The following is a 21,238-nucleotide window of genomic DNA, read 5'->3' as shown; positions in this document are numbered from 1 at the left end:
TGCAGGGCTGGCTCTGGAGCTGCACGAGGGAAGAGAGGGGAGGCTAGGCTCCTCCCCCTGCTAGCTTTGCGTGGGCTTCGGAGAGCAGGGAGTCGACTTTAGCGAGTAGCTCTGCGCCTGCAGAGCCCTCGAAGTCGATGATGTGCAGGTTGGTGAAGCCGTAGCTCTGGAGGATCTCGGCTAGCTTGCGGCTCGCGGGGCCCCAGCCGTAGCTCGAGAGAAGAAGGATCGGGATCTGCTTGCGGGAGGGTAGCTTCTCGCCGATGAGCCTCGCCAGGTGGATCATCAGGGGGTGTACGCTCGCCTCGTACACGGGCACGCCGAGAATCAGCAGCTCTGCGTCGGATACGTCGGTGAGAACCTCGCTCGCGAGAGAACGCTGCTTGTCGGTGAACGCGTGAACAGCGACCTCTAGGCCCCTCCCCCTCAAGCGCTCCTCGAGCGCGTGGAAAAGCCTGTCGACGTTGCCGTACATGGAGACGTAGACGAGGGCGGTTTTACCCCGCTTAGCCGCACCGGAGGAGATCTCAGCCCACCTCTCGATGGCCCAGTGCGGGTTGCTACGGTACACGGGACCATGCGCCGGCGCGATAATCTTGGGGTTGATGCCTGCGGTTTTCAGCTTCTCCAAGCCCTTCGCTATCCACTCGCTGTAGTGGCCGACAACCGTGACAGCATACTTCCTTAAGGCGCGCGCCAGCGCCTCTAAGTCAGCCTCGTCGTCGAAGAGGGATGGAGTGGAGTAGCCGCCGAAAACATCGCAGGATAGGAGGACGCCCTCCTCCTCTACGAAGGTGAAGATCGTGTCAGGCCAGTGCAGCCACGGCGCGTAGATGAAGCGCAGCGTGCGCCCGCCCAGCTGGAGAGCCTCGCCATCCTTCACGGGCCTGAACCTCTCCACACGGTAGTGCGACTTCAGGATCCTGCCCGCTATCGGGTGCCCGAGGAAGACGGCGTGAGGAGCTTTCTCCGCCAGAACGGGAGCAGAGCCCGAGTGGTCAGGCTCCGCGTGGTGCACGACAGCGAACTTGACGCTTCGGATATCCACGATGCTCTCGAGCGAGCTTAGGAGAAGCTCCGCGTACTCGCGCTTCCAGCCATCGAAGAGCACGGCGCCCTCGCCGGTGGCGAGCAGGTACGCGTTGTACGTGATCCCTTCGGGAATCTCCCACATGCCTTCGAAGAACTTGATCCTCGTATCGTCTACTCGAAGCAGGAAGAGGTCAGGCGTCACTTTCTCGACAAAAGTTCTAGGCTCCACGCTGGACACTTCTCGAAGCCTCTTTATATTTGCTTGCTTGACGTTAGAGCAGCGAAAGAGGTTAGACATAGTAGCTGGGCTGGCGGGCATCCCGCATGCCTTTGAGAGATTTGAGGGGTTTCGCAGCCAGAAACCTCGCCATACTCTTGGCGGCCCTGCTGCTGCCGGCAGCCCTGCTCCTCTTCGTGAACCGTGACCTGTACGCTGTGTACGTCAACGTTTATACTGCTGCGGCTTCTTTCGCCGCTCTTCTCAGCGGGCTAGCTCTCCTACGCGCGTACGCAGGCAGCCCGAGGCAAGTCACGCAGCCGCTCCTCTTCCTGGTAACCGGTGTTGCGCTATGGGCGCTTGCCGAAACTGTTTACACGGGTTTTATCATCCTCTACGGGGAGGCGCTCGCCCTCTCTGTCTGCGATGCCCTGTGGCTTGCCGGCTACCCGCTACTCTTCCTCTGGCTGTGGACTCTGTCTAGACCTTTTTCTTCTCAGCTTGAACGGCTCGGAGTAAGCACCGGGAGCGCGTCCTTGCTGATAATTTTCTCCATCGCTCTCGCTGTAACCGCCACCGCTGTAGTGTACGTTAAGGCAGGGGCGGATGGACAGCTCTCGCTCGCTCAACTCGTCGACTCCTCCTACACGGTCCTAGATGCTGTGCTCCTCGTCATGTCAGCGTCTACGGTTCGCGCATTCCGGGGAGGGGCTTTAGGCTTCGCATACTGGCTCGTGGCCTTAGGGTTGATTCACTTCAGCGTAGCCGACCTCCTCTACTTCGCTGCTGGTACGCCCGTGTTCGTGCCCGCAGATCTTCTATACGCAGCCTCCTACGTCTTAGTAACCCTGGGGTTGCGGGTGAATCTGGAAATATTGCGGGAAAGCGGACGGGAAAAGCATCACTAAGCTAAAAGTCTAGGAAAGGCCTGGCAATAAATCAATATAAATAGCCATATTGAGAATATGAGAGTAAGGGTTCATGCCGTCTAAACGGATGATCGAATCCTCCCTAAGACTACTTGTTTCAGCGCTAACAATTCTCCTAGTGCCGGTCATCGCGCTGCTTTTCGCAGGGCAAGGTTCCCGCTCGTTCCACGTAAACCTCTACTTCAACTTATTCAGCGCCGCTGTAGCGGTGCTCGTTCTGCGGGAAGGCCTCTTGCTGCTGAAGAGCTGCGCCGGAGACCCACCTCACGTGCTGCGCCCCTGGCTCTTCGTAACCGCCGGATTAGCTGTGTGGACATTCTCCGAGATCTCTTGGGCTGCACTCTACGCGTTTTACGGCGGGCCTCAGGTAGAATCCGTTGCCTACGGTCTATGGACTGCAGGGTACCCTTTACTCATGGTGGGACTGTGGTATCTAGCTAAGCCTTTCGCTTCGCAGCTAAAAGAGATTAAAACCCTCAAGATCCTAGCACCGGCCGTCGTGATCACCGCAGCGGCAGCTTCCCTAGCCGCTGCAGCGGTCGCTAGCACGCTGCTTAAAGGAGGTTCTCCGACCGGAAGGCTGCTCACCTTGCTTTACATTTTCCTGGATGCAGCGCTCCTCTTCACCTCCCTGTACGCGGCCATGACTTTCAGGCCGGGTGTTATGGGCTCCGCGCTCTCGCTAATTGCCCTAGCTTTCATCGCGTTCTGCTTCGCCGACCTCCTCTACTACGCTGCCGGAACATTTGAATTCCTCCCAGCGGACCTCCTCTACGCAACCTCCTACGTCCTCTTGCTTGCGGGCTTGAGATCTATAAGAGAACTTTTCAGAGAAAGATAACGCCGCGCCCCATCAAAAGATGTTCGAAGCGGGGGCGAGCGCCCACCTAGCGGGGTACTCGCGGGAATCTTCCTCCACTCGCTCGAGGGCGGTCAGTGTTCGGGACGTTTCTTCACTACTCAGGCCCCCGTAGTCTCTTCATCCCGGGTTAGAGCGCGGGTGAGCGTTAAAGAGTTAGCGTCGGTGCGCTAGCCCTACGAGCTCCTTCACCGAGCTGAAGCCTTCGCTTTCAAGGTACTTTCTCAGCCCTTCCGCGATCTCCCGGAAGATCTCGAGGTCCTTAAGGGCGATAGCAGACCCTACGCCGACCGCTGTAGCCCCTGCGAGGAGCATCTCGACCGCTCCCTCCCAGCTGTCCACGCCGCCGACGCCGATTATCGGGGTTTCTGGGAAGTGCTCGTAGAGCTCGTACACTACTCTGACGGCGATGGGCCTTATCGCGGGGCCGCTGTAACCCCCGTAGACGTTGGAGAGCACCGGCTTCCGAGCGTATATGTCGATCGCCATCCCTCTAACCGTGTTGATCGCGGTGAGCCCGCTCGCCCCGGCGTCGACGACCGCTTCGGCGAGCTTGAGGTAGTTGTGGTGCACTGAGAGCTTCACGAAGACGCGGCCTCCAGCGCTCCTGATCTGGCGCACAGCCTCCACTACCTCTTCCACGTTGTGGCCGAGCTCTACTCCCATGCCTTTCACGTGGGGGCAGGACACGTTAAGCTCTACGGCGTGAGCACCGCACTCTAGCCCGCGCTTAGCAACCTCGACGAGCTCTTCTCCTGACCAGCCGCCTGCGCTAAGCAGCACTGGGATGCTTAAGCTCTTCACGATCTCGCGGAGCTCGCTGCAGAAGTGCTCGATACCCGGGTTCGCCAGCCCCACAGCGTTGAGGTAGCCGTGCTCTGTGGCGACGAAAGTCGGGTTGAAGTAGCCTCTCCTCGGCTCCTTCGTGATGGTTTTCGTGGTGAAAGCCCCTGCGCCCGCGCTCTCCACGCGCCTCGCAGAGCCTAGGCTGACGCCTAAGATGCCCGAGGCGAGCACTGTAGGGTTGCGCAGCTTGAGCCCGGCGAGGCTAACCTCCAGGCTAGTCAAGCTGCCACCCCCTTCCCAGCCCGGGCCTGACGAGACTGCCCCAGGCACCCTCGTGGAACTCGCCGTTTCTGTAGACTAGCTGCCCTCTCACAAAGGTCATGGCGGTTTTCGTCCTCAGAACGATGCCTTCGAAGGGCGTGTACTTCGCCTTAGAAGCGAAGTCGCTGCCTTTTACAACCCACTCGGACTTCTCGACTACTACGAAGTCCGCGTCGAAGCCGGGTGCGATAACCCCCTTCCTCACCCCGAACAGCTCGGACGGCCTCCTGCTGTAGAGGTCGAGAGCCCTCAGCGGGAACCTCCCCTCCAGGATCTCCCTTAAGAGGAGGTGAAGCGCGATCTCCAGGCCGGGGAAGCCGGGAGGAGGGCTCGGTGAGACTTTCTCGTCAAGCGAATGCGGCGCGTGATCCGTCGCTACAGCGTCTACAGCGAGTTTCCGCGCAGCCTCGTAGACGTCCCTCCTGTCCTCCTCGCCGCGGAGCGGCGGGTTCACCTTAGCTAGACCCGCGGCGCGCCCCCTGTACAGGGACTCGTTGAGCAGCATGTGGTGCGGTGTCACGTCGGTGGTGACGCTCAGGGAAACTCTCGCCGCGAGAGCCTCTCTGAGGACAGCCCCCGTGCTGACGTGAGTGAGGTGCAGCCAGGCTCCCGTCCTCGCCGCCAGCAGGATCGCGTGCCTAGCTGCGGAGAGCTCAGCTTCGGGAGGGCGCGCCTCGGAGTGGATATCTGAAGGCTTGAAGCGGCTGGGGTCCTCCGCGTGCACGACCACCGGTTTCCCAAGCTTGGCTGCCAGCGCGAAGGCGTCGGGCGACTTCTCGTGGAAGAGGTCCTCGGGGTAGAGCTTTAAGCCGAGGAAGAGCTCGGGGCAGCCGGCGAGCCCCTCCAGGTTCGGGCTGAAGCCGGCGTAGAAGCCGAAGTCTACCAGCGATTTCGCAGAAGCGCGGGAAAACTTCTCCCTCAGCCTCTCGCAGGTGTTAGCGGGCGGGCTGTTGTTAGGCATGTCGAACACGCAGGTTACCCCTCCCTTAGCGGCAGCCATGCTGCCAGTCCTCCAGTCCTCCTTGTACTCCAGGCCCGGCTCGCGCATGTGCACGTGAATATCGACCATGCCTGGGAGAAGGATAGCGCTCGCTCCGAGCTCCAGCTTCTTCTCAGCCAGAGGTGCTAGAGGGGGCCGCGTGACCGCCACCACTCTCCCGCCATCGACGGCGACAGCGACCTCCTCCAGCGAGCCATCAACGTAAGCCCTGCCCACCAGCAGTAGGTCTACTCTCCTCAAGCCGGTCACCCCTAGGCCTTGAGCGGAACCTTGCTGCCGTCAGCCCCCCTCCACCACCTACCCAGGTCCCAAACCCCGCGCAGCGTATCCCCGTCGAAGACGGGACCGTCCCTGCAGACTCTGAGGCCGAGAGGGTCTAGCACGCAGCTGCCGCACACGCCTACTGCGCAGCGCATGTACCTCTCCAGGGAAGCCTCCAGCGGGATACCCGCCTCCTCCGCGAGCCGAAGCAGCTCTGCAATCATGGGTTCAGGCCCGCACGTGTAGAGTTTCGAGAAGCTTTCCGAGGCCAGAAGGCTCTCGGCCAGCTTATGGACAGGCCCTGCAAAGCCAGCGCTACCGTCGTCGGTCGCCACGTGAACTCTGCAGTACTTCCCGATATCCTCCAGCAGCAGCACGTGTTTTGAGGACTTGAAGCCCAGCGCCGCAACGCACTCCGCACCCCTAGCCAGCTTGGCGAGGAAGTGGAGCGGGGCAGCGCCCGTGCCTCCGCCTACCAGCAGCACCCGCCCACCCGCTGGGATCGTGAAGCCGCGCCCGTAGGGCCCCCGGACGAAGACCTCCCAGCCGGGCTTCGCGCGCTCGTGGATGTAGCTGGTGACTAACCCTCTCTTCGTGATGAAAAGCCTTAGCAGGCCTTCCTCGTAGTCGGCGATGCTCATCGGTACTTCTCCCACTCCGGGAACCCAGAGCATCACGAACTGCCCGGGTGTCGGCTGAGGGAGATCGACCTCTACTTTGAGCTCCATCACCTGCTCGCACGCTAAGCTAGCGCCGACCACTCGCCCTCTCTTGTGCATAGCTAACCAGCTAGCTGCTTTGCGATATCTCTCTCCGAGAGCTCGTCCCCGCAGTAGCTGCACCTGAACCTCAGGGGCATCCTCGACAAGAGCTCGAACCTCGGCTTGAGCGGCTCCCGAGGCGAGTTAGTGATGCAGCTAGGGTTGGGGCAGCGGAGCAGCCCCTCGATGACGGCCGGGACCTCCACCCTCCTCTTCAGCGTGACCGCGTAGTCTCTCACGATGTTTATCGTCGCTGTAGGCGCGATCAGAGCGATCTCGTTCACTTCCTCAGGGCTGAGGAACCTGCCCTCCACCTTCACGATGTCCTTCTTCCCGAGCTTCCCGCTAGGAACGTTCATCACGATCGCGATCGTGTAGCCCTCCTCGCCCGTCAGCCCCAGGATCTTTAGCACGTCGAGCGCTCTGCCGGCTGGGATGTGGTCTATTACCGTGCCCTCGCGGATTTTCCTCACGAGAAGGCTTTCCTCCGCGTGCATCCCGATCACCCCTTCAGAACCAGCTTCAGCAGCGCCATCCTCACGGGGACCCCTAAGGCTGCCTGCTCGAAGTACTTTGCGTGCCTAGTCGAGTCGAGGTCGAAGCCGAGCTCGTCGACCCTGGGCAGAGGGTGAAGCACGATAAGGTTCTCCTTAGCTTGCCTCAACGTGCTGGAGCTCACGAGGTAGCTTCCTTTAACCTTCTCGTACTCCGCAGGGTCCGGGAAGCGCTCCTTCTGGACCCTGGTCACGTAGAGCACGTCGAGCTCCCCTACAACCTTCTCGAGGCTGTCAACCTCCTCGAAGTCAACCCCTCTAGCTTTAAGCACCTCGAGCACCTCCGGCCTCGCCCTGAGGAGCGGGGGCGACACCAGGTAGATCTTCGAAGGCTTGAAGAGCGATAGCGCTAGGATGAAGCTCGCCGCAGCTCTGCCGAACCTGAGGTCCCCCAGCACGCCGTAGACTAGGCCGTCGATACCTCCCTGGAGAGTCCTGACCGCGTAGAGGTCGAGCATCGCTTGAGTCGGGTGGTTCTTCCGCCCGTCGCCAGCGTTGATCACAGGCGCTGCCGCGATCTCCCCCGCGTACCTAGCTGCGCCTTCAAGCCTGTGCCTGACGACGATCACGTCAGCGTAGGAGTCTAGCATGCGTATGGTGTCGGCGAAGTTCTCGCCTTTCGCGACAGAGCTCCTCTCGAGCTCGCCGAGGTCTATGTAAGACCCGCCGAGCCTAAGCATCGCTGTCTGGAAGCTCAGCCTTGTTCTCGTGCTGGGCTCGAAGAAAGCGGTAGCCATTATGTAGCCTTTCAGCTCCTCTGAGAAAGCGCGCGGGCTCCTGCGGATCTCGTCGGTGAGCTCGAAGAGCTGCTCTAGCTCGCGCCTCTCGAAGTCTAAGATCGAGATCACGTCCCTCCCTTTCACCTCCCGCCCACCTCGAGAAGCTTCTTCAGCGTCGTCAGGCTGCGGAGCTTCACGCCGAGAGCCTGCAAAGCCTCCTCAGCGCCCTCCTGCCGGTCGACAACCACGAGAGCGTCCTCGACGCGGAGCCCCTCACCTCTCAGGATCCTGCAAGTGTCCGCCAGCGTCCCGCCTGTCGTAGCAACGTCGTCGACCAGCAGAACCTTAGCACCCTTCTCGAAGTCCCCTTCGAGCTGCTTCATCGTGCCGTGCTCCTTCCTCTCCTTCCTCACGTAGATGAGAGGCTTCCCCAGCTCGTAGGCGAGAGCTGCAGCCAGCGGTAAGCCGCCCACCGCTATCCCGCACACGTAGTCAGCGCCGATGCCGGAAGCCAGCTTAGCCATCTCGCCGACGATAGCCCTAAACTCTGCGGGGTGGGAAGGCAGCTTCCTCAGGTCTACGTACACTTCGCTGATCCTCCCGGAGGTGAGCCTGAACAAACCCCTCTGCACTACCCCGATCCTCCACAGCAGCTCCTCCACAGACACGTCTACCACCTCGGCAGGGGGTACGCTTTCACAATCTTCTCCAGAGCTTGCCTCGGGCTGGGGCTAGCGGCAACAGACCTGCCTAGAATCTCGAAGTCGGCGCCAGCTCTGACCGCTGACCCCGGCTCAGCACCCTGAACGCCGACCCCTGGCGACAGGATGACGCCTCTCTGGCCTAGAAGCTCCCTCACCCTCTTCACAATCTCGGGCTTTGTCGCTCCGACAACAACGCCCGCGAGGTCGAGCTTCACAGCGTAGTCTACAAGGTCTTCAAGGTGCAAGTCCATCAGCGGCGAGCGGCAGCTCATCGAGACGAGGCCGAAGATGTCCAGCGACCTTCCCGCCTCCCTCTCCGCAAGCCTGCTGTAGCACATCGGGAAGAGATGCACGATCGCCCCGTCGAAGCCTAGCCTCAGTATCCTCTGAGCGGCTGTGCGCACAACATCCTCGATGTCAGCTAACTTGAAGTCCGCGATGAAGTAGTTGCTGTCGCTGAAGCTCTCCACAAGCTCGCGCAGCCCTTCAGGCCCTACAGACAAGAGCGCGGGCAGCCCCAGCTTCACGCCAGCGAGCAGGTCGTCTACGCTGTCTAGCAGCTGGCTCCAGAAGTCTAGAGGGTCCTTCCCCGGAGGGTAGTAGTCTAGCGCGAGGATTACTCTGGAACCCTTCTCAGCAGCCAACTTCTTCAACTTGGAAGGCAAGACCCACGTCTAGCAACGCTCAGAGCGGATAAATAGCTAATCCTCATCCGGGCAAAGAAACTTTTTCCAGCAAGGTAGAAGCAGCGAACGGGAACCTGGCACCTTGATGGAAATTTTACTGAAAAATCGCTTCTTAAAGGTAATATTTACCTTTACACTGGCGGAAAATGGATAAAAAACCTCTAAGCCGAGAGCAGAGGCGGCGAACACCATTTTTGCCTTACGTAAAGCTTTACGTCGCCCTATAGTAAAGAACTGTCAGGGGAAACCCTTAATAAAAGGTTAGTTGTGCGGTCTTTGATCAAAATGGGCCTTGACAGAAAGCTAGTGGAAGTGCGGCTACAGATCTACGAAGACCTCTACACAAAGCTAGCCGAGATGGGCGACATCGGGCACCACGTGAACGTCGCTTTAGAGAAGTACCTTGGAGGCGCGCTAGCCGGCTACAGGACCCGAACGACATTCGAGGAGTTCTGGGGAGAGTAAAACTCCGCTACTCTTTCTTTCTCTAACTTTCTTTTAACTTTTCCAGCACTCTCCCGTACAGCTCAGCCAGCTTTCTCACATCCTCCTCTCGGTAACCCTGAGCCTTGATCGTAACCTCAGCGGTAGCTTTTAGCAGCGAGAAAGCTCTCTCCCTGCTTATTCTCCCGAGAGATAAGTGCCCCAGAACATCCTCAAGGAAGCGCACCGCCTTGAAGGGATCGCCTCTCAAGTCCCTGCCCTCCAGCGGCCCAGGAGACATGTTCGGCTTAACTTCGAGATCTCCGAGCACGGGCGCGGGCTCGCGCTCGGGTAGCGGTTCCTGCCAGAACTTCTCCTCGAGGAGCCTCCACCTAGCCTGGAGCCGCCTGCCCCGGCCCAGGTAGCCGCCAACCTCTCTCAGAGCCACTTCAGCTAGGCTCTCAGCCTCGCCCTCCACGTGCCGCCTCCAAGCAGGCTCGTGCTTTGGGCTTCTGGGGTCCGCCCACCCGGGCTCGAACGAGTCCAGGTTCTCTGGCTTCAACGCGATGCAAGCGGAGTCGAGCTGCCTGTGCAGGCTTAGAGGTGCGGTGAAAACTCTCTGCGGGTCCATCAAGTTCTCGACCTTGACGCTTGAACCGTGCCGGATGTTGATCTCAAGTATCTTCTCCCTGACTTTATCCGCAACATACTGCACCGCTGACCACGTCGCGTCGAGAACCCCGCGCCTCTTGAGGAAGTCTGTAGTTAGCGCGGCTTCGTGCACGTGAACGTGCATACCCCTCCCACTCCACTTCAGCCATACGCTCTCGACGACACCGTGCCTCTCGAGCACGTCGACTACCGTTCTAGCAGCTTCAACCGTAGCTCTCCAGTGCTCTGGCGTGGAGTCGATGTCCCACGTCAGCGTTCTCGCCACAACGAGATCCATGCTCCTCACATCCTCCGGTGCCTCCAGCTTCTGGTAGATGCTTGCAGTCCCGTACACGGCGCGGGGCCTCAAGTGAGCTAGCTTCCGCATGATAGCGGAGAGCTCTGCGGGGGTTGAAGCCTTCAGCAGCCTACCTCTGTGGTAGCGGACAAGCACGGGCCTACCGTCCTTAAGCTGCTTCTCGCAGTGGAAAGCCACCCAGCGGCCCTTCAGGAAGTCCGCTACCTCCGACAGCACGCGCGCGTTACGGTAGTACTCCGAGGGGTTCACAAAATAGACTTAAGCCGGGGGCTGTTGTTGCTAGCGCTTGAATAGCGGGGAAGGTGAGCGCCCTCTTGAGCCTGACTCTTCAGCGTAGAATGAAGCTGGTAAACGCTCTCAGAAGGAGGGGAGTTTACGTGAGGTGGCACGCGTTCGAGTTCCTCCTCGGGTGGCGTGGCAGGATCGCGGGGGTCCTGCTCCTGGAGCCGCTGAAGAAGAAAAGCTCGCTCTACTGCATCAGCTTCTGCGAGGAGCTCTTAGGGGTGGTGAGGGAATCGCTCAAGGAGGCTGGCTTCGATGGAGAGTTCACCGCGGTCCGCAGCACCGCAGGTGACTGACAGGAGCGGTGTTTACGCGCTCGTTCTCGAGCTGCAGCAGGAACTTGAAGTCACGATGGGCAGGGAGAGAGGAGCTCTCCCGCCGGGCATATACGTCTACATTGGATCTGCAAGGGGGCCCGGCGGCGTTAGAGCGCGGGTGCTTAGGCACTTGAGGCGCGAGAAGAAGGTTAAGTGGCATATCGACCAGCTCACTGCTGCCGCGAGAGCTCTGGGCATCGTGTTCGCGGAAACTAGAGAGAGGGAGTGCGTGCTGACACCGCACCTCGAGAACCTAGGCTTCGCCCACCCGCTTCCCGGCTTCGGGAGCTCTGACTGCACTTCAGGGTGCCGCTCCCACCTGCTCTGGAAGCCTGCAGGCGAGGATGTGTTGGCGAGAGTTGAAGAAGCCTTCCGCAGGGCTGGGCTCAACCCGGTGACGATCCTTCTGTGACTCAGGTGGTTTGGTACTCTTCACGAGTCAGGTGCGTCGCAGGCGCTCATCATCGCCTCATATGAAGTTGTGAGCGTAGCTTATAACTAGCGCTGCTCTCTTCACCGCGTGTCAACGCTGCTGATAACCGGCTTCGAGCCGTTCGGCGGCGAAAGCGTGAACCCCAGCAGTTTAGCAGCTGTAGAAGCTGCCCGAACCTTAGCGAGCAAGCTCCCTGGAGTTAGCGTCGTGAGCGCTGTGCTCCCCGTCTCTTACAGGCGCGCTAGGGAAGCAGTCAGGGACCTCGTCGAGAAGCACAAGCCTGACGTAGCTATCGCGCTCGGGCAAGCCGGGGGGCTAGCCTACGTGGCGGTCGAGAGAGTTGCGGTAAACCTCATGGACACTGGGAGCCCGGACAACGACGGCTACGCGCCTGTGGACGAGCCCATCGAGCCCGGCGCGCCTGCAGCGTACTTCTCGACTCTCCCAGTGCGGCTGATCGTGAAGAAGCTGAGAGAAGCGGGGATACCTGCTGCGCTCTCGTACTTTGCAGGCACCTTCATCTGCAACCTCGTAATGTTCGAGCTGCTCCACCTCTCCGCTACGAGGGGATGGCCGCGGCGGGCCGGGTTCCTACACCTTCCCTACCTTCCAGAGCAGGCTGCCAGCAAGAGGAGCTGGTGCGGGTACGCGCCGAGCATGGCGCGCGAGCTTCTCACTAGGGCGGTCGAAATCGCTGCCCTCACGTCGCTCGAACGGCTGGATGCAGGCGATGAAAGAATCCCCCTCTAGGCGGTGTCCCGGCAGTAGGCCCTCCTCTCCAGAGCCTCGAGAAGTGCTCTACGCCTCTCCTCGTAGACCCGGTCGAGCCAGTCCCCGTACCACGGGTACGCTCGGGAGGCTTCCCGGAGCCTCTCTAAAGCCTTCAGGCTCCTCTCGAGGTGGTCGCGGATACGCCCCCTCTCGTAGCTTTCCCCGTTGTACAGCACGCACTGGCGCTCGCTCCAGTCGCCCGGCTGGTCCATTCCGGGAAAGTAGCGAGGAAGCATCCTCGCGAGAGTTTCTTCGGAGGCTACGCCTCCCAGCGTTCGCGGCTCGCCAGCCTCGTGGCTAGGCAGGTCGGGGCCGTAGAGCGGCATATCGTAGTTGTTGCTGGACAGAGCTGTGAGGTCCTGCACCGCGTAAAACGATACTTTCTCCACGCCTTGGGATTCGAGGTACTCTGCTACGCGCCTCAGCCCGGCCTCAGAGATGAAGCCGTAAATGTGCGCTTCCACGAGCTTCAAGCCCTTGAACTCCGCTAGCTCCAAAAGGAAGCTGAGCGCCGCTTGAAGCGTTTTCCCCGTCGCGACGGTGTCGCTCACAACCAGCACGCCTTCGCCTTTGGGGAGGCTGCCGGCGCGCGCCAGGAGAACGCTAGCCGTTCCCGAATCGTGCACGCCAGCCCCCGAACCCGGGTAGGCTACTCTCACGAAAACTTCGTGCAGCTGAAAACCTCCCCGTGAGAGAGCTTCGTGAAGCCGGTAGCCGCGCGAAGCTCTGAGGACGTGGAGGAATACGACTCTCTTAGCCGAAGCCCTCCTAGCTATGAGGCCGGCGGCTGCGAGAGCCGCGCGCAGAGCCTCTTCCTCGAGCTCGGAGCCGACCAGCTCCGGTTGGGAAGCGATCCTCAGCCCGCTGTCGGTGTCGAGCAAGAAGGCTTCAGCCTGGACATCTACGAGGGCTCTGTAGGCTTTCCCACCATCAACCCTACCAGCTTCCTTGACTATATCCGTGCGCACACCGCTTTCCTCCGCCACCCTCCTCGCGTTCAAGCCGCCCTCCGCCTGCCGCGAAGGCTAGGATTTATATGAATTCCGCAACGAGGAGGACGTGCACGTGGAGAGGCGCTGTTTATGCTTCACCGCCGCTTGCATAGTGCTGGCCCTGCTCGCTAGCATAGCTGCTGCTCAGCCGTGCCCGGAGCCCGAGGACCTTTACGCTGTAGAAGCCGTGCTGTCTGCGCCGGGCGCGAGGCTGGATTTCCGAGCTCTGAAAGACGCGAGGGAGGTGGCGCCGGGAGTGTACGCCTACCGGAGCGGCTTCGACACGAGGGTGGTCGTGCTCCTCTACTACTCGGCTGCCCCGCCGCTGGGTGTAAGCTTCCCGACGGTGAGGTTTCAAGTGCCCTTTGCGGGAAAGGCGCCTCTCTTCAACCTGACGGGGGAGGAGCTCTGCAGAGCGGCTGGCTTCGAGCTAGAGCGCTTGTCGAAGGAGCAGGTTCTGGGGGGAGTTGGCGGCGATATGCTGAAGGCGTTCAGAGCTGCTTGCGCCGCCGGGAAGGCTGGGTGGGACTACAGGCTCCTCTGGTTAAACGGCACGTGGGTTAGCTACTACCAGGTGCCGGGAGCAGCACCTCAAGCGGTTTGCAGAGCCCCGCTGCCTCTGGACGTGTACGAGATACCTGTCTGGCCCGCTCAGGAGCATCCGCTACGGGCCGTGGCTCTCGCGCTTCTTCTGGCAGCTGTCCTGGCTCTCGCGCTTTTTGCATGGAAGAAAATAAGAGCCACTGCCGCTAAGAGTTAGCGAATAAGAATGTTCGACACGCTGACAAGCCTGGCTTTAATCATCCTAGGAGTTGTCCTCGCCTTCTTCGGCGTAAAGCTCGCGAAGCTTCTAGTCTCGCTCTCCTTCGGGCTAGCCGTAGGCTACCTCCTCTACGCTTACGCCTCGCCCAGCCTGATAGCCGCGGTGGGTAGACCCGTGCTCTTCGCCGTGGGGTTCATAGCGGGAGCCCTGATCGGCTTCTCTACGTTCAAGCTAGCCGTATCCCTGCTGGCCGGCTTCCTAGCTGCCTACTCCCTCGCAGCTTTCGGCATCATAGTTAACGCTGAGGAAGCTGTAGCCCTACTCTCCCTAGCTTTCGCAGCTGTGCTCTACTACCTCGCGGAGAGGCTCCTCGCCCTCGTCTTCGCGCTGGCCGGTGCCGGGATGGTGCTCCTCGGTTCCCTCGGCTTGGGCTTAGGGACGTTGATTTCCCTCGTACTTGCGTTCGTCGTCTTCGCCGCGGGTTTGGCTAGGAAGAAGTGAAAGTAGAGGAGCCCCCGCGAGCCACCCGTCTCTAGCTTTCAGCTAGCTGCCCAGCTTCTCGTGGTTCGCTACGGGGAAGAGCGTGAGCAGCGGGGCTTACTGTAGAAAGCGTGATATATTTTCTGCAAGACATTAGTAGCCCCGTGGGCGGGGGACCTTACGACGTCGCCATCGTGGGGGGCGGCATCGTCGGCTTAATGCTCGCGTACAAGCTAGCGCACTACGACGTCAGAACTCTGGTAATCGAGGCCTGCCCTGAGCCCGGCTGGGGTGTTTCGAAAGCTCATGCCGCTGTAGTCCACGTGGTGCAGCTCCCCTTCAGCTCGCTGAAGAGCAGGATGGCGAGAGAGGGGAACAGGCAGCTCGAGAAAATCTGCCGGGAGCTGGGGGTGAGGTTCGAGCGGACGAGTTCTCTAGCTGTGGCGATGAAGCTTCACCACTTCCTAGCGATGCCTCTCGTCGCGCTGTACCTGAAGCTGAACCTCGGCAAGGAGTTCCCCGTGAAGCTGCGCGGCAGGAGCTGGCTCAGGAGGGAGGAGCCCGCCCTCTCGAAGAAAGCTCTAGGCGCGATCGAGGTTGAGGGGTACGGCCTCGTGGACAACTTCGACCTTCTCTACGGTCTCTACGAGTTTGCGCGCGAGAACGGGGTGGACTTCGCTTTCGGCGAGAGAGTCTCCGGGATATCCGTCGAACCGGAGTTCGTTACCGTTAAGACGAGTAGAGGCGAGTACCGCGCTCGCTACGTTGTGAACGCTGCGGGGCTCTGGGCAGACGAGATAGCTAAGATGACTGGCGACGACGTGGACTTCGAGCTGGGTAAGGGGGCCCTCCTGGTCTTCGAGAGGAGAGTGACTAAGAGGTTCATCGCCCCGCTCTACCTCAAGCCCGACCCCAAGACGAAGGGCGGCGCGATCATGTACACTGTCGACGAGCGGGGCTTGTGGGGACCTAACCTGAGGCCTGCGAGAGGCAAATCCGACACTGCCGTCGACGAGGAAGATGTGGAGGCGCTGATGAGGAAGTTCTCGCCGCTGCTCGACGCGGATCCAGGGATCCCGCTGAAGGCTTACGCGGGTATACGCCCGATCCCCCCTGAGAACGACTTCAGAATCGTTTACTCGAAGGCTTCGAGCAGGGTCGTCCACGCTATGGGCACGGAGTCGCCGGCTTTCACAGCCTCCCCGGTGATCGCAGACAAGATTATCGCCATGCTGCGGGAGGCCGGCCTGACCCTGAAGCCGAAAGCCGTGAAGCCGCGGAGACCGTTCCCCAGGCTTAGGGATAACCCCGAAGCCGGGAGGGGGAGGGTTGTCTGCGCGTGCAGCCTCGTGACCGAGGAGGAGGTTAGGGAGGCTGTGCGGAGAGGTTCGCGCACGCTTCAGGGTGTCATGTTCCGCACGGGCGCTGGAATGGGGGTGTGCCAGGGGTCGAGGTGCGCTGCCGAGGTCATGCGCATCATTGCTGAAGAGCTCGGGATCCCGCTCGAAGAAGTTACTCTGAGAGGTGGCGGCTCGTGGCTAGTGAAGAAGTGATCGTGGTCGGAGCGGGTCTCGCCGGGCTATCCCTAGCGAGGGAGCTCGGCGAGGCGATCGTCATCGAAGCGCGGAGCAGGCCTGGAGGCTTCTTCGCAGAAGATACTCTGCCCGTGGAGGGGGTAACCGGGAAGCAGCTCGTGGAGAGCTTTCTCGGGGCGGTTAAGCCCCTCACGGAGCTTACCGCATTCAAGGTGCGGCGGGATGGTGTGTGGGTAGTCGGCGTGGAGGGGGCTAGGCTCCTCAGGGGGGCCGTCGTGGGGGCGACGGGCTTCCGCGAGAAAACTGCTGTGGAGCTTGGCGTTTACGGCCACAGGCCTGCAGGCGTTTGGTACCTCACGGCTGCTTGGGAGCTCGCGGCGAGAGGTTACTCGCTCGGTGACCGCGTCCTCGTTTACGGGCTTAACCACTTCTCGCTCTCCCTCGTCGAGAAGCTCCGGAGAGCTTCCGAGAAGGTCTACGTGGTGTTCAGCGAGCCGTCTCTCGTCCATCCACCGGATAAAGCGGTCGAGCTGGGAGCTGAGCCGCTCAGGGGGCGCGTAAAGCGCGTCGAGGGTGCGGAGAGAGTCGAATCCGTGAAGACCAGTGCTGGCGAGCTGAGGGTTGACGCGCTCATCCTCGCGGTGCCGGCTGCCTGGAACCCTCTCGGCTTTGAGGCTCTAGCGGGTAACGCGGCCATGGTGGTGGAGCACCCGCTTAAGGTAGTAGAGCTCTCCAGGATTGTCGCGCGGGCTCTCAGAGCTGGCGGAGACTTCGTGGAGATTGATAGCAGCGTGCCCGTCTACCCCCGCAGGGTTCCCTGGAGCGTGGGCTGCGCGATGGTGGCTGCGCCGAGGGGGGCTAGGATCAGGGTTGACGGTAAGGTCGTGGAGGCCGAGGAGCCTTACCCGGTCGTGGAGCTCCCGAAGGCTGGGAGGGTCCGGTTGGAGGTGCTTTAAGCCATGTACGCTGTGGTGGATGTCGGCACGACGGGGGTCAAGCTCTTCCTCTTCAACGAGGAGCTGAAAAGAGTGCACTCCGAGAGGGTGGAGCTCGGGTTCGAGAAGACGGAGGAGGGTTTCGTGGAGCAGAGCAGCGCTAAGCTCGCCGAGGTAGTACGGGGCTTCGCAAGGAAAGCTAGGTCGATGGGTGCGAGAAAGCTCGGCTTGTGCACTTACCGCGCCTCAGTGCTCGCCTGGAGGAGGGACGGCACCCCGATCACGAACGTTGTCACCTGGATAGACGGCAGGGGCCGTGAAGTCGTCGAGAAGCTACCCGCGCACGTAGCGTTCTTGAAGAAGCTGAGCAGCTCGCTGTCGCAAATCCTCAGCCCCGACTCCCCAGCAGTCCTCATGAGGTGGATCCTCGACCACAACCCGGGTCTCAACGAGGAAGTGCTGCGGGGCGGCGCTTTCCTCTGGACTCTCGACTCCTACCTCATCTACACTCTGACGGGAAGGTTCCTCGCGGACGCTACGAACGCCACGCTCACGGGGCTTCTACACCCGCGGAACCTGGAGGAGATAAGCGTAGTGTACAGCATACTCAAGCTGCCGCGCGCCGCTCCGGAGGTGGTGGATAACGTGGCGGAGTTCGGCTCCTTCGAGGGGCTTGAAGTATCAGCGGTCATAGCTGACCAGCAGTCCGCAGCCCTGGCGGTGGGCGCAGTCGAGAGGGGGCGCGTCGAGAGTGTTCACGGCACGGGATCGTTCGTCGAGCAGTGCACGGGCAGCCTGAAAGTCCCGAGCGGGGGGCTAGTACCCGTTGTGATGCTCAGCCTGGACGGCGAGAGAACCTACGGGATCGAGGGCTTCGTCAGGACCACCGGGTCTATCGTCGAGTGGCTCCGCCAGTCAGGCTTCTTCAACACCTACGAGGAGATGAACGATCTCGCGGGAAAGGGGAGGAGAGAGGTCCTCGTGGTCCCCGCGTTCGGCGGCTTTCGGTGCCCGAGGGCGGGAAAGCTCCGGGGCCTGGTCGTAGGCCTCAGCTTGGGCGCTGGGCGCGCTGAGGTGATCGCGGGGCTAGCTTGGGGGGTAGCCCTCCACATCGCGCTGCTCTTAAAGGAAATATCGAAGCACGCAGGCAAGCCGGTTGAGCCCCTTTGGGCTTCGGGAGGTTACTCGAAGTCGGACCCCTTCCTCCAGATCCTCTCGGACGTGACGGGAATGCGCGTCGCTAGGCCTGTAGACGTAGAGGCCAGCTCTCGCGGGGTGGCTAAGCTGCTCCTCCTCTCCGACGGGAAGATCTCGAAGAGAGAGCTCGCGGAGCCGCCCCCCGTTGGCAGGTTTTTCGAGCCCCGCGCGGACGCAGAGGAGCGGGGCTTCTGGCTCAGGAGCTACGAGGAGCTTTTAGAGGTGGTGCGCAGGTGGGAGGAGAACCCGTTCCTGAGAGGGAGTTTCTGAGGAGAGTGGAAGAGCTGCTTAAAGGTAGGGTGGCCAGCGACCCGGACACCTTGAGGCTCTACAGCAGGGATTACTGGCCTCTCGCGCTCTTAAAGGAGTTGAGGGGCGAGCCTCTGCCTAAGCCGCTCGCGGTGGCGTGGCCCGAGTCCGCTGAAGAGGTGGCCGAGCTCGTCAGGCTCTGCAACGAGTACGGGATCCCCTTCGCGCCCTACGCTGGGGGTAGCGGCGTCATAGGCGGGACGATCTGCGAGAAGTGCCTCGTCATCGACGTGAAGCGGATGAACAGGGTCCTCACGTTCTCGGAGGAGGACGCTCTCGTGGTCGCGGAGGCTGGCGTGCTTCTGAGGAGGCTTGAGGAGTTCCTCAACGAGAGGGGGTTCACGCTGAGGCACATACCGCAGTCTTACCCGGAGGCGGCGCTCGGGGGGCTGATAGCGACTATGAGCACTGGACAGTTCAGCACCAAGTACGGCGGTATAGAGGAGCTAGTCCTGGACTTAGAGTTCGTAGCACCTGACGGGGTCTTGGTGCCCATGCGGAGGAACCTCGTCCCGCGGGCTGCGACCGGCCCCGACCTTAAGAGGCTGCTGATCGGCAGTGAGGGCCAGCTTGGCGTGATAACGAAAGCTGCCCTGAAAGTCTTCCCACTACCTCAGCACGTGTGGAAGGAGGCTTACGCGTTCCCGAGCTTCGAGGCGGGGCTGAAGGCTATGAGGGAGGTTATGCTCTCGTGGGCAACACCGGCTGTTGCGAGGCTCTACGATAGAGACGATAGCGCTGCCAGGTTCCACGACCCTCGCGACATCCTCCTCCTCATCGTGGAGGAGAGCAGCGAGGAGCTTCTCCGGGCGAAGGTCTCCGTGATCGAGAAGCTGGCGGCGAAGCACGGCGGCGTCAAGCTGGGTGGAGAGTACGTTGAGAAGTGGCTGAAGACGAGGTTCGACGTGATCAGCGAGCTCAAGAAGCTTGTTGTGCCGCTGGGGCTCTGGTTTGACACGATCGAGACCGCGGCGACGTGGAGTAAGCTGCCAGCAGTCTACTCGGAGTTCAAGAGGAGAGTTAAAGCCGTAAAGGGGGTGTACGCCGTCCTGGCCCACGCATCCCACTTCTACACCACCGGTGCTTGCATTTACTTCACGCTGACGTACGAGGCTAGCGAGGAAGTCTACTGGAGGATGTGGAGGGAAGCGATGAGGACCCTGATCGAGACAGGCGCGACGATCAGCCACCACCACGGCGTAGGGCTTCTGCGCAAGGATTGGGTAGCGGAAGAGCTGGGTAGCGCGCTCGACTACCTCAAGAGGGTGAAGAGGGCGCTAGACCCAGGCAACGTCAGCAACCCCGGCAAGTGGCTAGGGTGATCGCTCTGGTCAGCCTCACTGTCCTGAAAGCCGTGAAGCTCACGCCGAAGCTCGTCGCGCGCTTCGCGCTCCTCCCTCTGAGAAAAGTTAGAAACCCCTGCCTCTACTGTCCCGGGATCTGCCTAGCCTCCTGCCCCACTTTCCTGGACAGCGGGAACATGATGCTCAGCCCCCTAGGGTACTCCCGACACCTCGAGCTCGGCAAGGAAAAGTGCGCTAAGTGCTGGAGGTGCGTGCAGGAGTGCCCTGCGAGGCACCAGCTCCCCGAAACCTACTCCCGCGAGAAAGCGAGGCTAGAGCTTAGGGTGCTGAGGGAGGGCTCTCCTCTGCTCGTCGCCGTAGAGGGTCTCGACGAGAGCTATGCCTCCAGCCTCTCGAGCAGGCTGGGAGCGGGGCTAGCGGTGGTGAAGGCCCTCGACCAGAGGTACACTGAGGGAAGGCCCCTGGAAGGATCTTCCGCTAGAGCGGTGGTGAAAGCGCTATCAGGCCGTGAAGCTTACTCGGTGTCTCCCGAAGCAGCTCACGCACTCGGCTTGAGGTTCCTCCCTACGGCTTTCACGACTCTAGGCTTGAAAGTGAAGTACGAGGGTGTAGTCCACATCCCGTGCCTGCTGAGAAGCGCTGAGCCAGAGATACTGAACGCGCTGAGGGCTGCCGGCGCGGTGATCACTGGGGTCGACAGAGACAGTTGCCTTAAAGCGAAGCCTAGACTTGACGCGCTCTACTTATGCCCGAGAGCCGGTAAGCTGGGCTTGAAGAGCGTCTACGACTTCCTGCAGTAGCAGTGCTGGAGGAAATCTTCTTTTAGCCAGCCTCGGCCGCAGCGCGCCCCAGCAGCCTACACGAGCTCCGAGAGCGCTGTAGCGTGCAGCAGAGACGTGGGCAGCACCCGGAAAGCTTCCGCATACTCCGAACCAGCTTGGGCGCCGTAAGCGGCAGCGACCACTCTAAGGTATAGCTCGAAGAGGTTCCAGCTGGAGGAGAACTGGCTCTCGTGCATTTTCAGCGCTTGAAGCTTCCTCTCGAAGGTCCTGTCGACAGGCTTCAGAAGGTTCGGCCTCGCAGTGTAGTAGAGGACTACTGCGCGTACCTCGTGCGGCTGCGACCCCCTGCTGAAGAGGGGGAGGGGGCTGAACATTGCAGCTTCCAAAGCGAGGAGCCCGCCGACCCTGTGATCGGGGTGCGCCTCGTAGAGGAGGTAGGGGTCCGGCGCGAACACCACATCCGGCTTCTCAGCTCTAATAGCCTCAATGAGCTTGCTTCTCACCTCTGCCGAGTACGGAAGCTCCCCGTCGAGGTAGTCTAGCCAAAGGAGCTTTTTCACGCCCACCACCTTAGCCGCCCGCTCCTGCTCCAACCTCCGGATCTGCGCCAGCACTCTCGGATCCATGCTGGGGTCCAGCGTACCCTTGCTCCCATCGGTCAGCGTGAGATAAGTGATCTCTATGCCCGCGTCGGCGAGCTCCGCGAGAGTCGCGCCAGCACCGTACTCGCAGTCATCGGGGTGCGGCTGAATACATAGAACTCTCCTGCAGCCCTTAAAGGGGTCGTCCAAGCTCTCGAAAATCTCCTTCGTAATACGCCTTAAAGCTTCTGCTGCTCCTAGAACTTTTGCCAGCCTCCTAACCTCGTTAGCTATGCCACTCTCTTCAGTGGGCACTTTAAAAGATGAAAACCGGG

Annotated in this window: 24 protein-coding genes; 13 read left to right on the top strand and 11 right to left on the bottom strand. The window is 61.0% G+C overall.

Features of this window, described 5'->3' with window-relative positions; all coding sequences use genetic code 11:
- Nucleotides 1-43: 43 nt before the first annotated feature.
- On the bottom strand, nt 44-1,261 hold the full coding sequence (locus QXU72_00890; protein ID MEM0493802.1) for an FprA family A-type flavoprotein: 1,218 nt from the start codon (nt 1,259-1,261) through the stop codon (nt 44-46).
- A gap of 95 nt (nt 1,262-1,356) precedes the next feature.
- On the opposite strand from QXU72_00890, the gene QXU72_00885 reads away from it, so the two are divergent.
- Nucleotides 1,357-2,157, top strand: coding sequence for a hypothetical protein (locus QXU72_00885; GenBank protein MEM0493801.1), 801 nt, complete (start codon nt 1,357-1,359; stop codon nt 2,155-2,157).
- A 73-nt stretch (nt 2,158-2,230) separates the two neighbouring features.
- A complete protein-coding gene (locus QXU72_00880; GenBank protein MEM0493800.1) occupies nt 2,231-3,019 on the top strand; it encodes a hypothetical protein in 789 nt (262 codons plus the stop codon).
- 174 nt (nt 3,020-3,193) lie between these two features.
- On the opposite strand, the gene pyrD is transcribed toward QXU72_00880, so the two are convergent.
- The 7 genes from pyrD to QXU72_00845 are packed head-to-tail and all read right to left on the bottom strand — an operon-like array spanning nt 3,194 to nt 8,808.
- Entirely contained in the window at nt 3,194-4,105 is a 912-nt protein-coding gene (gene pyrD / locus QXU72_00875; GenBank protein MEM0493799.1) for a dihydroorotate dehydrogenase PyrD, read from the bottom strand.
- Nucleotides 4,098-5,384 (bottom strand): dihydroorotase family protein, encoded by a 1,287-nt coding sequence (locus QXU72_00870; protein ID MEM0493798.1) that lies wholly within the window; start codon nt 5,382-5,384, stop codon nt 4,098-4,100. The genes pyrD and QXU72_00870 overlap by 8 nt, the downstream gene beginning before the upstream one ends.
- 11 nt (nt 5,385-5,395) lie before the next feature.
- Entirely contained in the window at nt 5,396-6,184 is a 789-nt protein-coding gene (locus QXU72_00865; protein MEM0493797.1) for a dihydroorotate dehydrogenase electron transfer subunit, read from the bottom strand.
- A 2-nt stretch (nt 6,185-6,186) separates the two neighbouring features.
- Nucleotides 6,187-6,663 (bottom strand): aspartate carbamoyltransferase regulatory subunit, encoded by a 477-nt coding sequence (pyrI, locus tag QXU72_00860; GenBank protein ID MEM0493796.1) that lies wholly within the window; start codon nt 6,661-6,663, stop codon nt 6,187-6,189.
- A gap of 5 nt (nt 6,664-6,668) precedes the next feature.
- Nucleotides 6,669-7,583, bottom strand: a complete 915-nt coding sequence (gene pyrB, locus QXU72_00855) for an aspartate carbamoyltransferase (protein ID MEM0493795.1) — start codon at nt 7,581-7,583, stop codon at nt 6,669-6,671.
- Complete coding sequence (pyrE, locus tag QXU72_00850; GenBank protein ID MEM0493794.1) at nt 7,580-8,107, bottom strand: orotate phosphoribosyltransferase; 528 nt, start codon at nt 8,105-8,107, stop codon at nt 7,580-7,582. Before pyrE ends, pyrB begins: the two co-directional genes overlap by 4 nt.
- A gap of 2 nt (nt 8,108-8,109) precedes the next feature.
- Nucleotides 8,110-8,808 carry an orotidine 5'-phosphate decarboxylase / HUMPS family protein gene (locus QXU72_00845; GenBank protein MEM0493793.1) on the bottom strand — a complete coding sequence of 233 codons (699 nt, stop codon included), beginning with the start codon at nt 8,806-8,808 and terminating at the stop codon, nt 8,110-8,112.
- Between the two features lie 306 nt (nt 8,809-9,114).
- Here QXU72_00845 and QXU72_00840 point away from each other — a divergent pair, with 306 nt between their 5' ends.
- Complete coding sequence (locus QXU72_00840; GenBank protein ID MEM0493792.1) at nt 9,115-9,294, top strand: hypothetical protein; 180 nt, start codon at nt 9,115-9,117, stop codon at nt 9,292-9,294.
- 22 nt (nt 9,295-9,316) lie between these two features.
- Here the strand turns inward: QXU72_00840 and QXU72_00835 are convergent, their stop codons facing one another.
- Nucleotides 9,317-10,438, bottom strand: coding sequence for a hypothetical protein (locus tag QXU72_00835; GenBank protein MEM0493791.1), 1,122 nt, complete (start codon nt 10,436-10,438; stop codon nt 9,317-9,319).
- Between the two features lie 98 nt (nt 10,439-10,536).
- On the opposite strand from QXU72_00835, the gene QXU72_00830 reads away from it, so the two are divergent.
- The 3 genes from QXU72_00830 to pcp all read left to right on the top strand — a co-directional run bounded on the left by QXU72_00830 (nt 10,537) and on the right by pcp (nt 12,004).
- Nucleotides 10,537-10,800 (top strand): hypothetical protein, encoded by a 264-nt coding sequence (locus tag QXU72_00830; GenBank protein MEM0493790.1) that lies wholly within the window; start codon nt 10,537-10,539, stop codon nt 10,798-10,800.
- Nucleotides 10,760-11,233, top strand: a complete 474-nt coding sequence (locus QXU72_00825; protein MEM0493789.1) for a GIY-YIG nuclease family protein — start codon at nt 10,760-10,762, stop codon at nt 11,231-11,233. Before QXU72_00830 ends, QXU72_00825 begins: the two co-directional genes overlap by 41 nt.
- A 108-nt stretch (nt 11,234-11,341) precedes the next feature.
- The gene (gene pcp, locus QXU72_00820) at nt 11,342-12,004 is read left to right on the top strand and encodes a pyroglutamyl-peptidase I (GenBank protein ID MEM0493788.1); all 663 of its coding nucleotides are present in this window, start codon (nt 11,342-11,344) and stop codon (nt 12,002-12,004) included.
- On the opposite strand, the gene QXU72_00815 is transcribed toward pcp, so the two are convergent.
- Nucleotides 12,001-13,026, bottom strand: coding sequence for a hypothetical protein (locus QXU72_00815; protein ID MEM0493787.1), 1,026 nt, complete (start codon nt 13,024-13,026; stop codon nt 12,001-12,003). The two genes, pcp and QXU72_00815, sit on opposite strands and share 4 nt — an antisense overlap.
- Nucleotides 13,027-13,084: 58 nt before the next feature.
- Between QXU72_00815 and QXU72_00810 the strand changes: the two genes are divergently transcribed.
- The 7 genes from QXU72_00810 to QXU72_00780 all read left to right on the top strand — a co-directional run bounded on the left by QXU72_00810 (nt 13,085) and on the right by QXU72_00780 (nt 20,340).
- Nucleotides 13,085-13,777 carry a hypothetical protein gene (locus QXU72_00810; protein MEM0493786.1) on the top strand — a complete coding sequence of 231 codons (693 nt, stop codon included), beginning with the start codon at nt 13,085-13,087 and terminating at the stop codon, nt 13,775-13,777.
- A gap of 9 nt (nt 13,778-13,786) precedes the next feature.
- Nucleotides 13,787-14,281, top strand: a complete 495-nt coding sequence (locus QXU72_00805) for a hypothetical protein (GenBank protein MEM0493785.1) — start codon at nt 13,787-13,789, stop codon at nt 14,279-14,281.
- Between the two features lie 143 nt (nt 14,282-14,424).
- Nucleotides 14,425-15,813 carry an FAD-dependent oxidoreductase gene (locus tag QXU72_00800; GenBank protein ID MEM0493784.1) on the top strand — a complete coding sequence of 463 codons (1,389 nt, stop codon included), beginning with the start codon at nt 14,425-14,427 and terminating at the stop codon, nt 15,811-15,813.
- A complete protein-coding gene (locus QXU72_00795; protein ID MEM0493783.1) occupies nt 15,795-16,751 on the top strand; it encodes a hypothetical protein in 957 nt (318 codons plus the stop codon). The genes QXU72_00800 and QXU72_00795 overlap by 19 nt, the downstream gene beginning before the upstream one ends.
- 3 nt (nt 16,752-16,754) lie before the next feature.
- Nucleotides 16,755-18,197: an FGGY-family carbohydrate kinase gene (locus QXU72_00790; GenBank protein MEM0493782.1), complete on the top strand. Its 1,443-nt coding sequence runs from the start codon at nt 16,755-16,757 to the stop codon at nt 18,195-18,197.
- Entirely contained in the window at nt 18,161-19,558 is a 1,398-nt protein-coding gene (locus QXU72_00785; GenBank protein MEM0493781.1) for an FAD-binding oxidoreductase, read from the top strand. The genes QXU72_00790 and QXU72_00785 overlap by 37 nt, the downstream gene beginning before the upstream one ends.
- A complete protein-coding gene (locus QXU72_00780) occupies nt 19,555-20,340 on the top strand; it encodes a hypothetical protein (protein ID MEM0493780.1) in 786 nt (261 codons plus the stop codon). The genes QXU72_00785 and QXU72_00780 overlap by 4 nt, the downstream gene beginning before the upstream one ends.
- 56 nt (nt 20,341-20,396) lie before the next feature.
- Here the strand turns inward: QXU72_00780 and QXU72_00775 are convergent, their stop codons facing one another.
- The gene (locus QXU72_00775; GenBank protein MEM0493779.1) at nt 20,397-21,218 is read right to left on the bottom strand and encodes a PIG-L deacetylase family protein; all 822 of its coding nucleotides are present in this window, start codon (nt 21,216-21,218) and stop codon (nt 20,397-20,399) included.
- Nucleotides 21,219-21,238: the final 20 nt, after the last annotated feature.

This window comes from Thermofilum sp. (genome assembly GCA_038741495.1).
GTDB lineage: Archaea > Thermoproteota > Thermoprotei > Thermofilales > Thermofilaceae > Thermofilum.
This window is presented reverse-complemented; position numbering and strand designations above follow the sequence as displayed.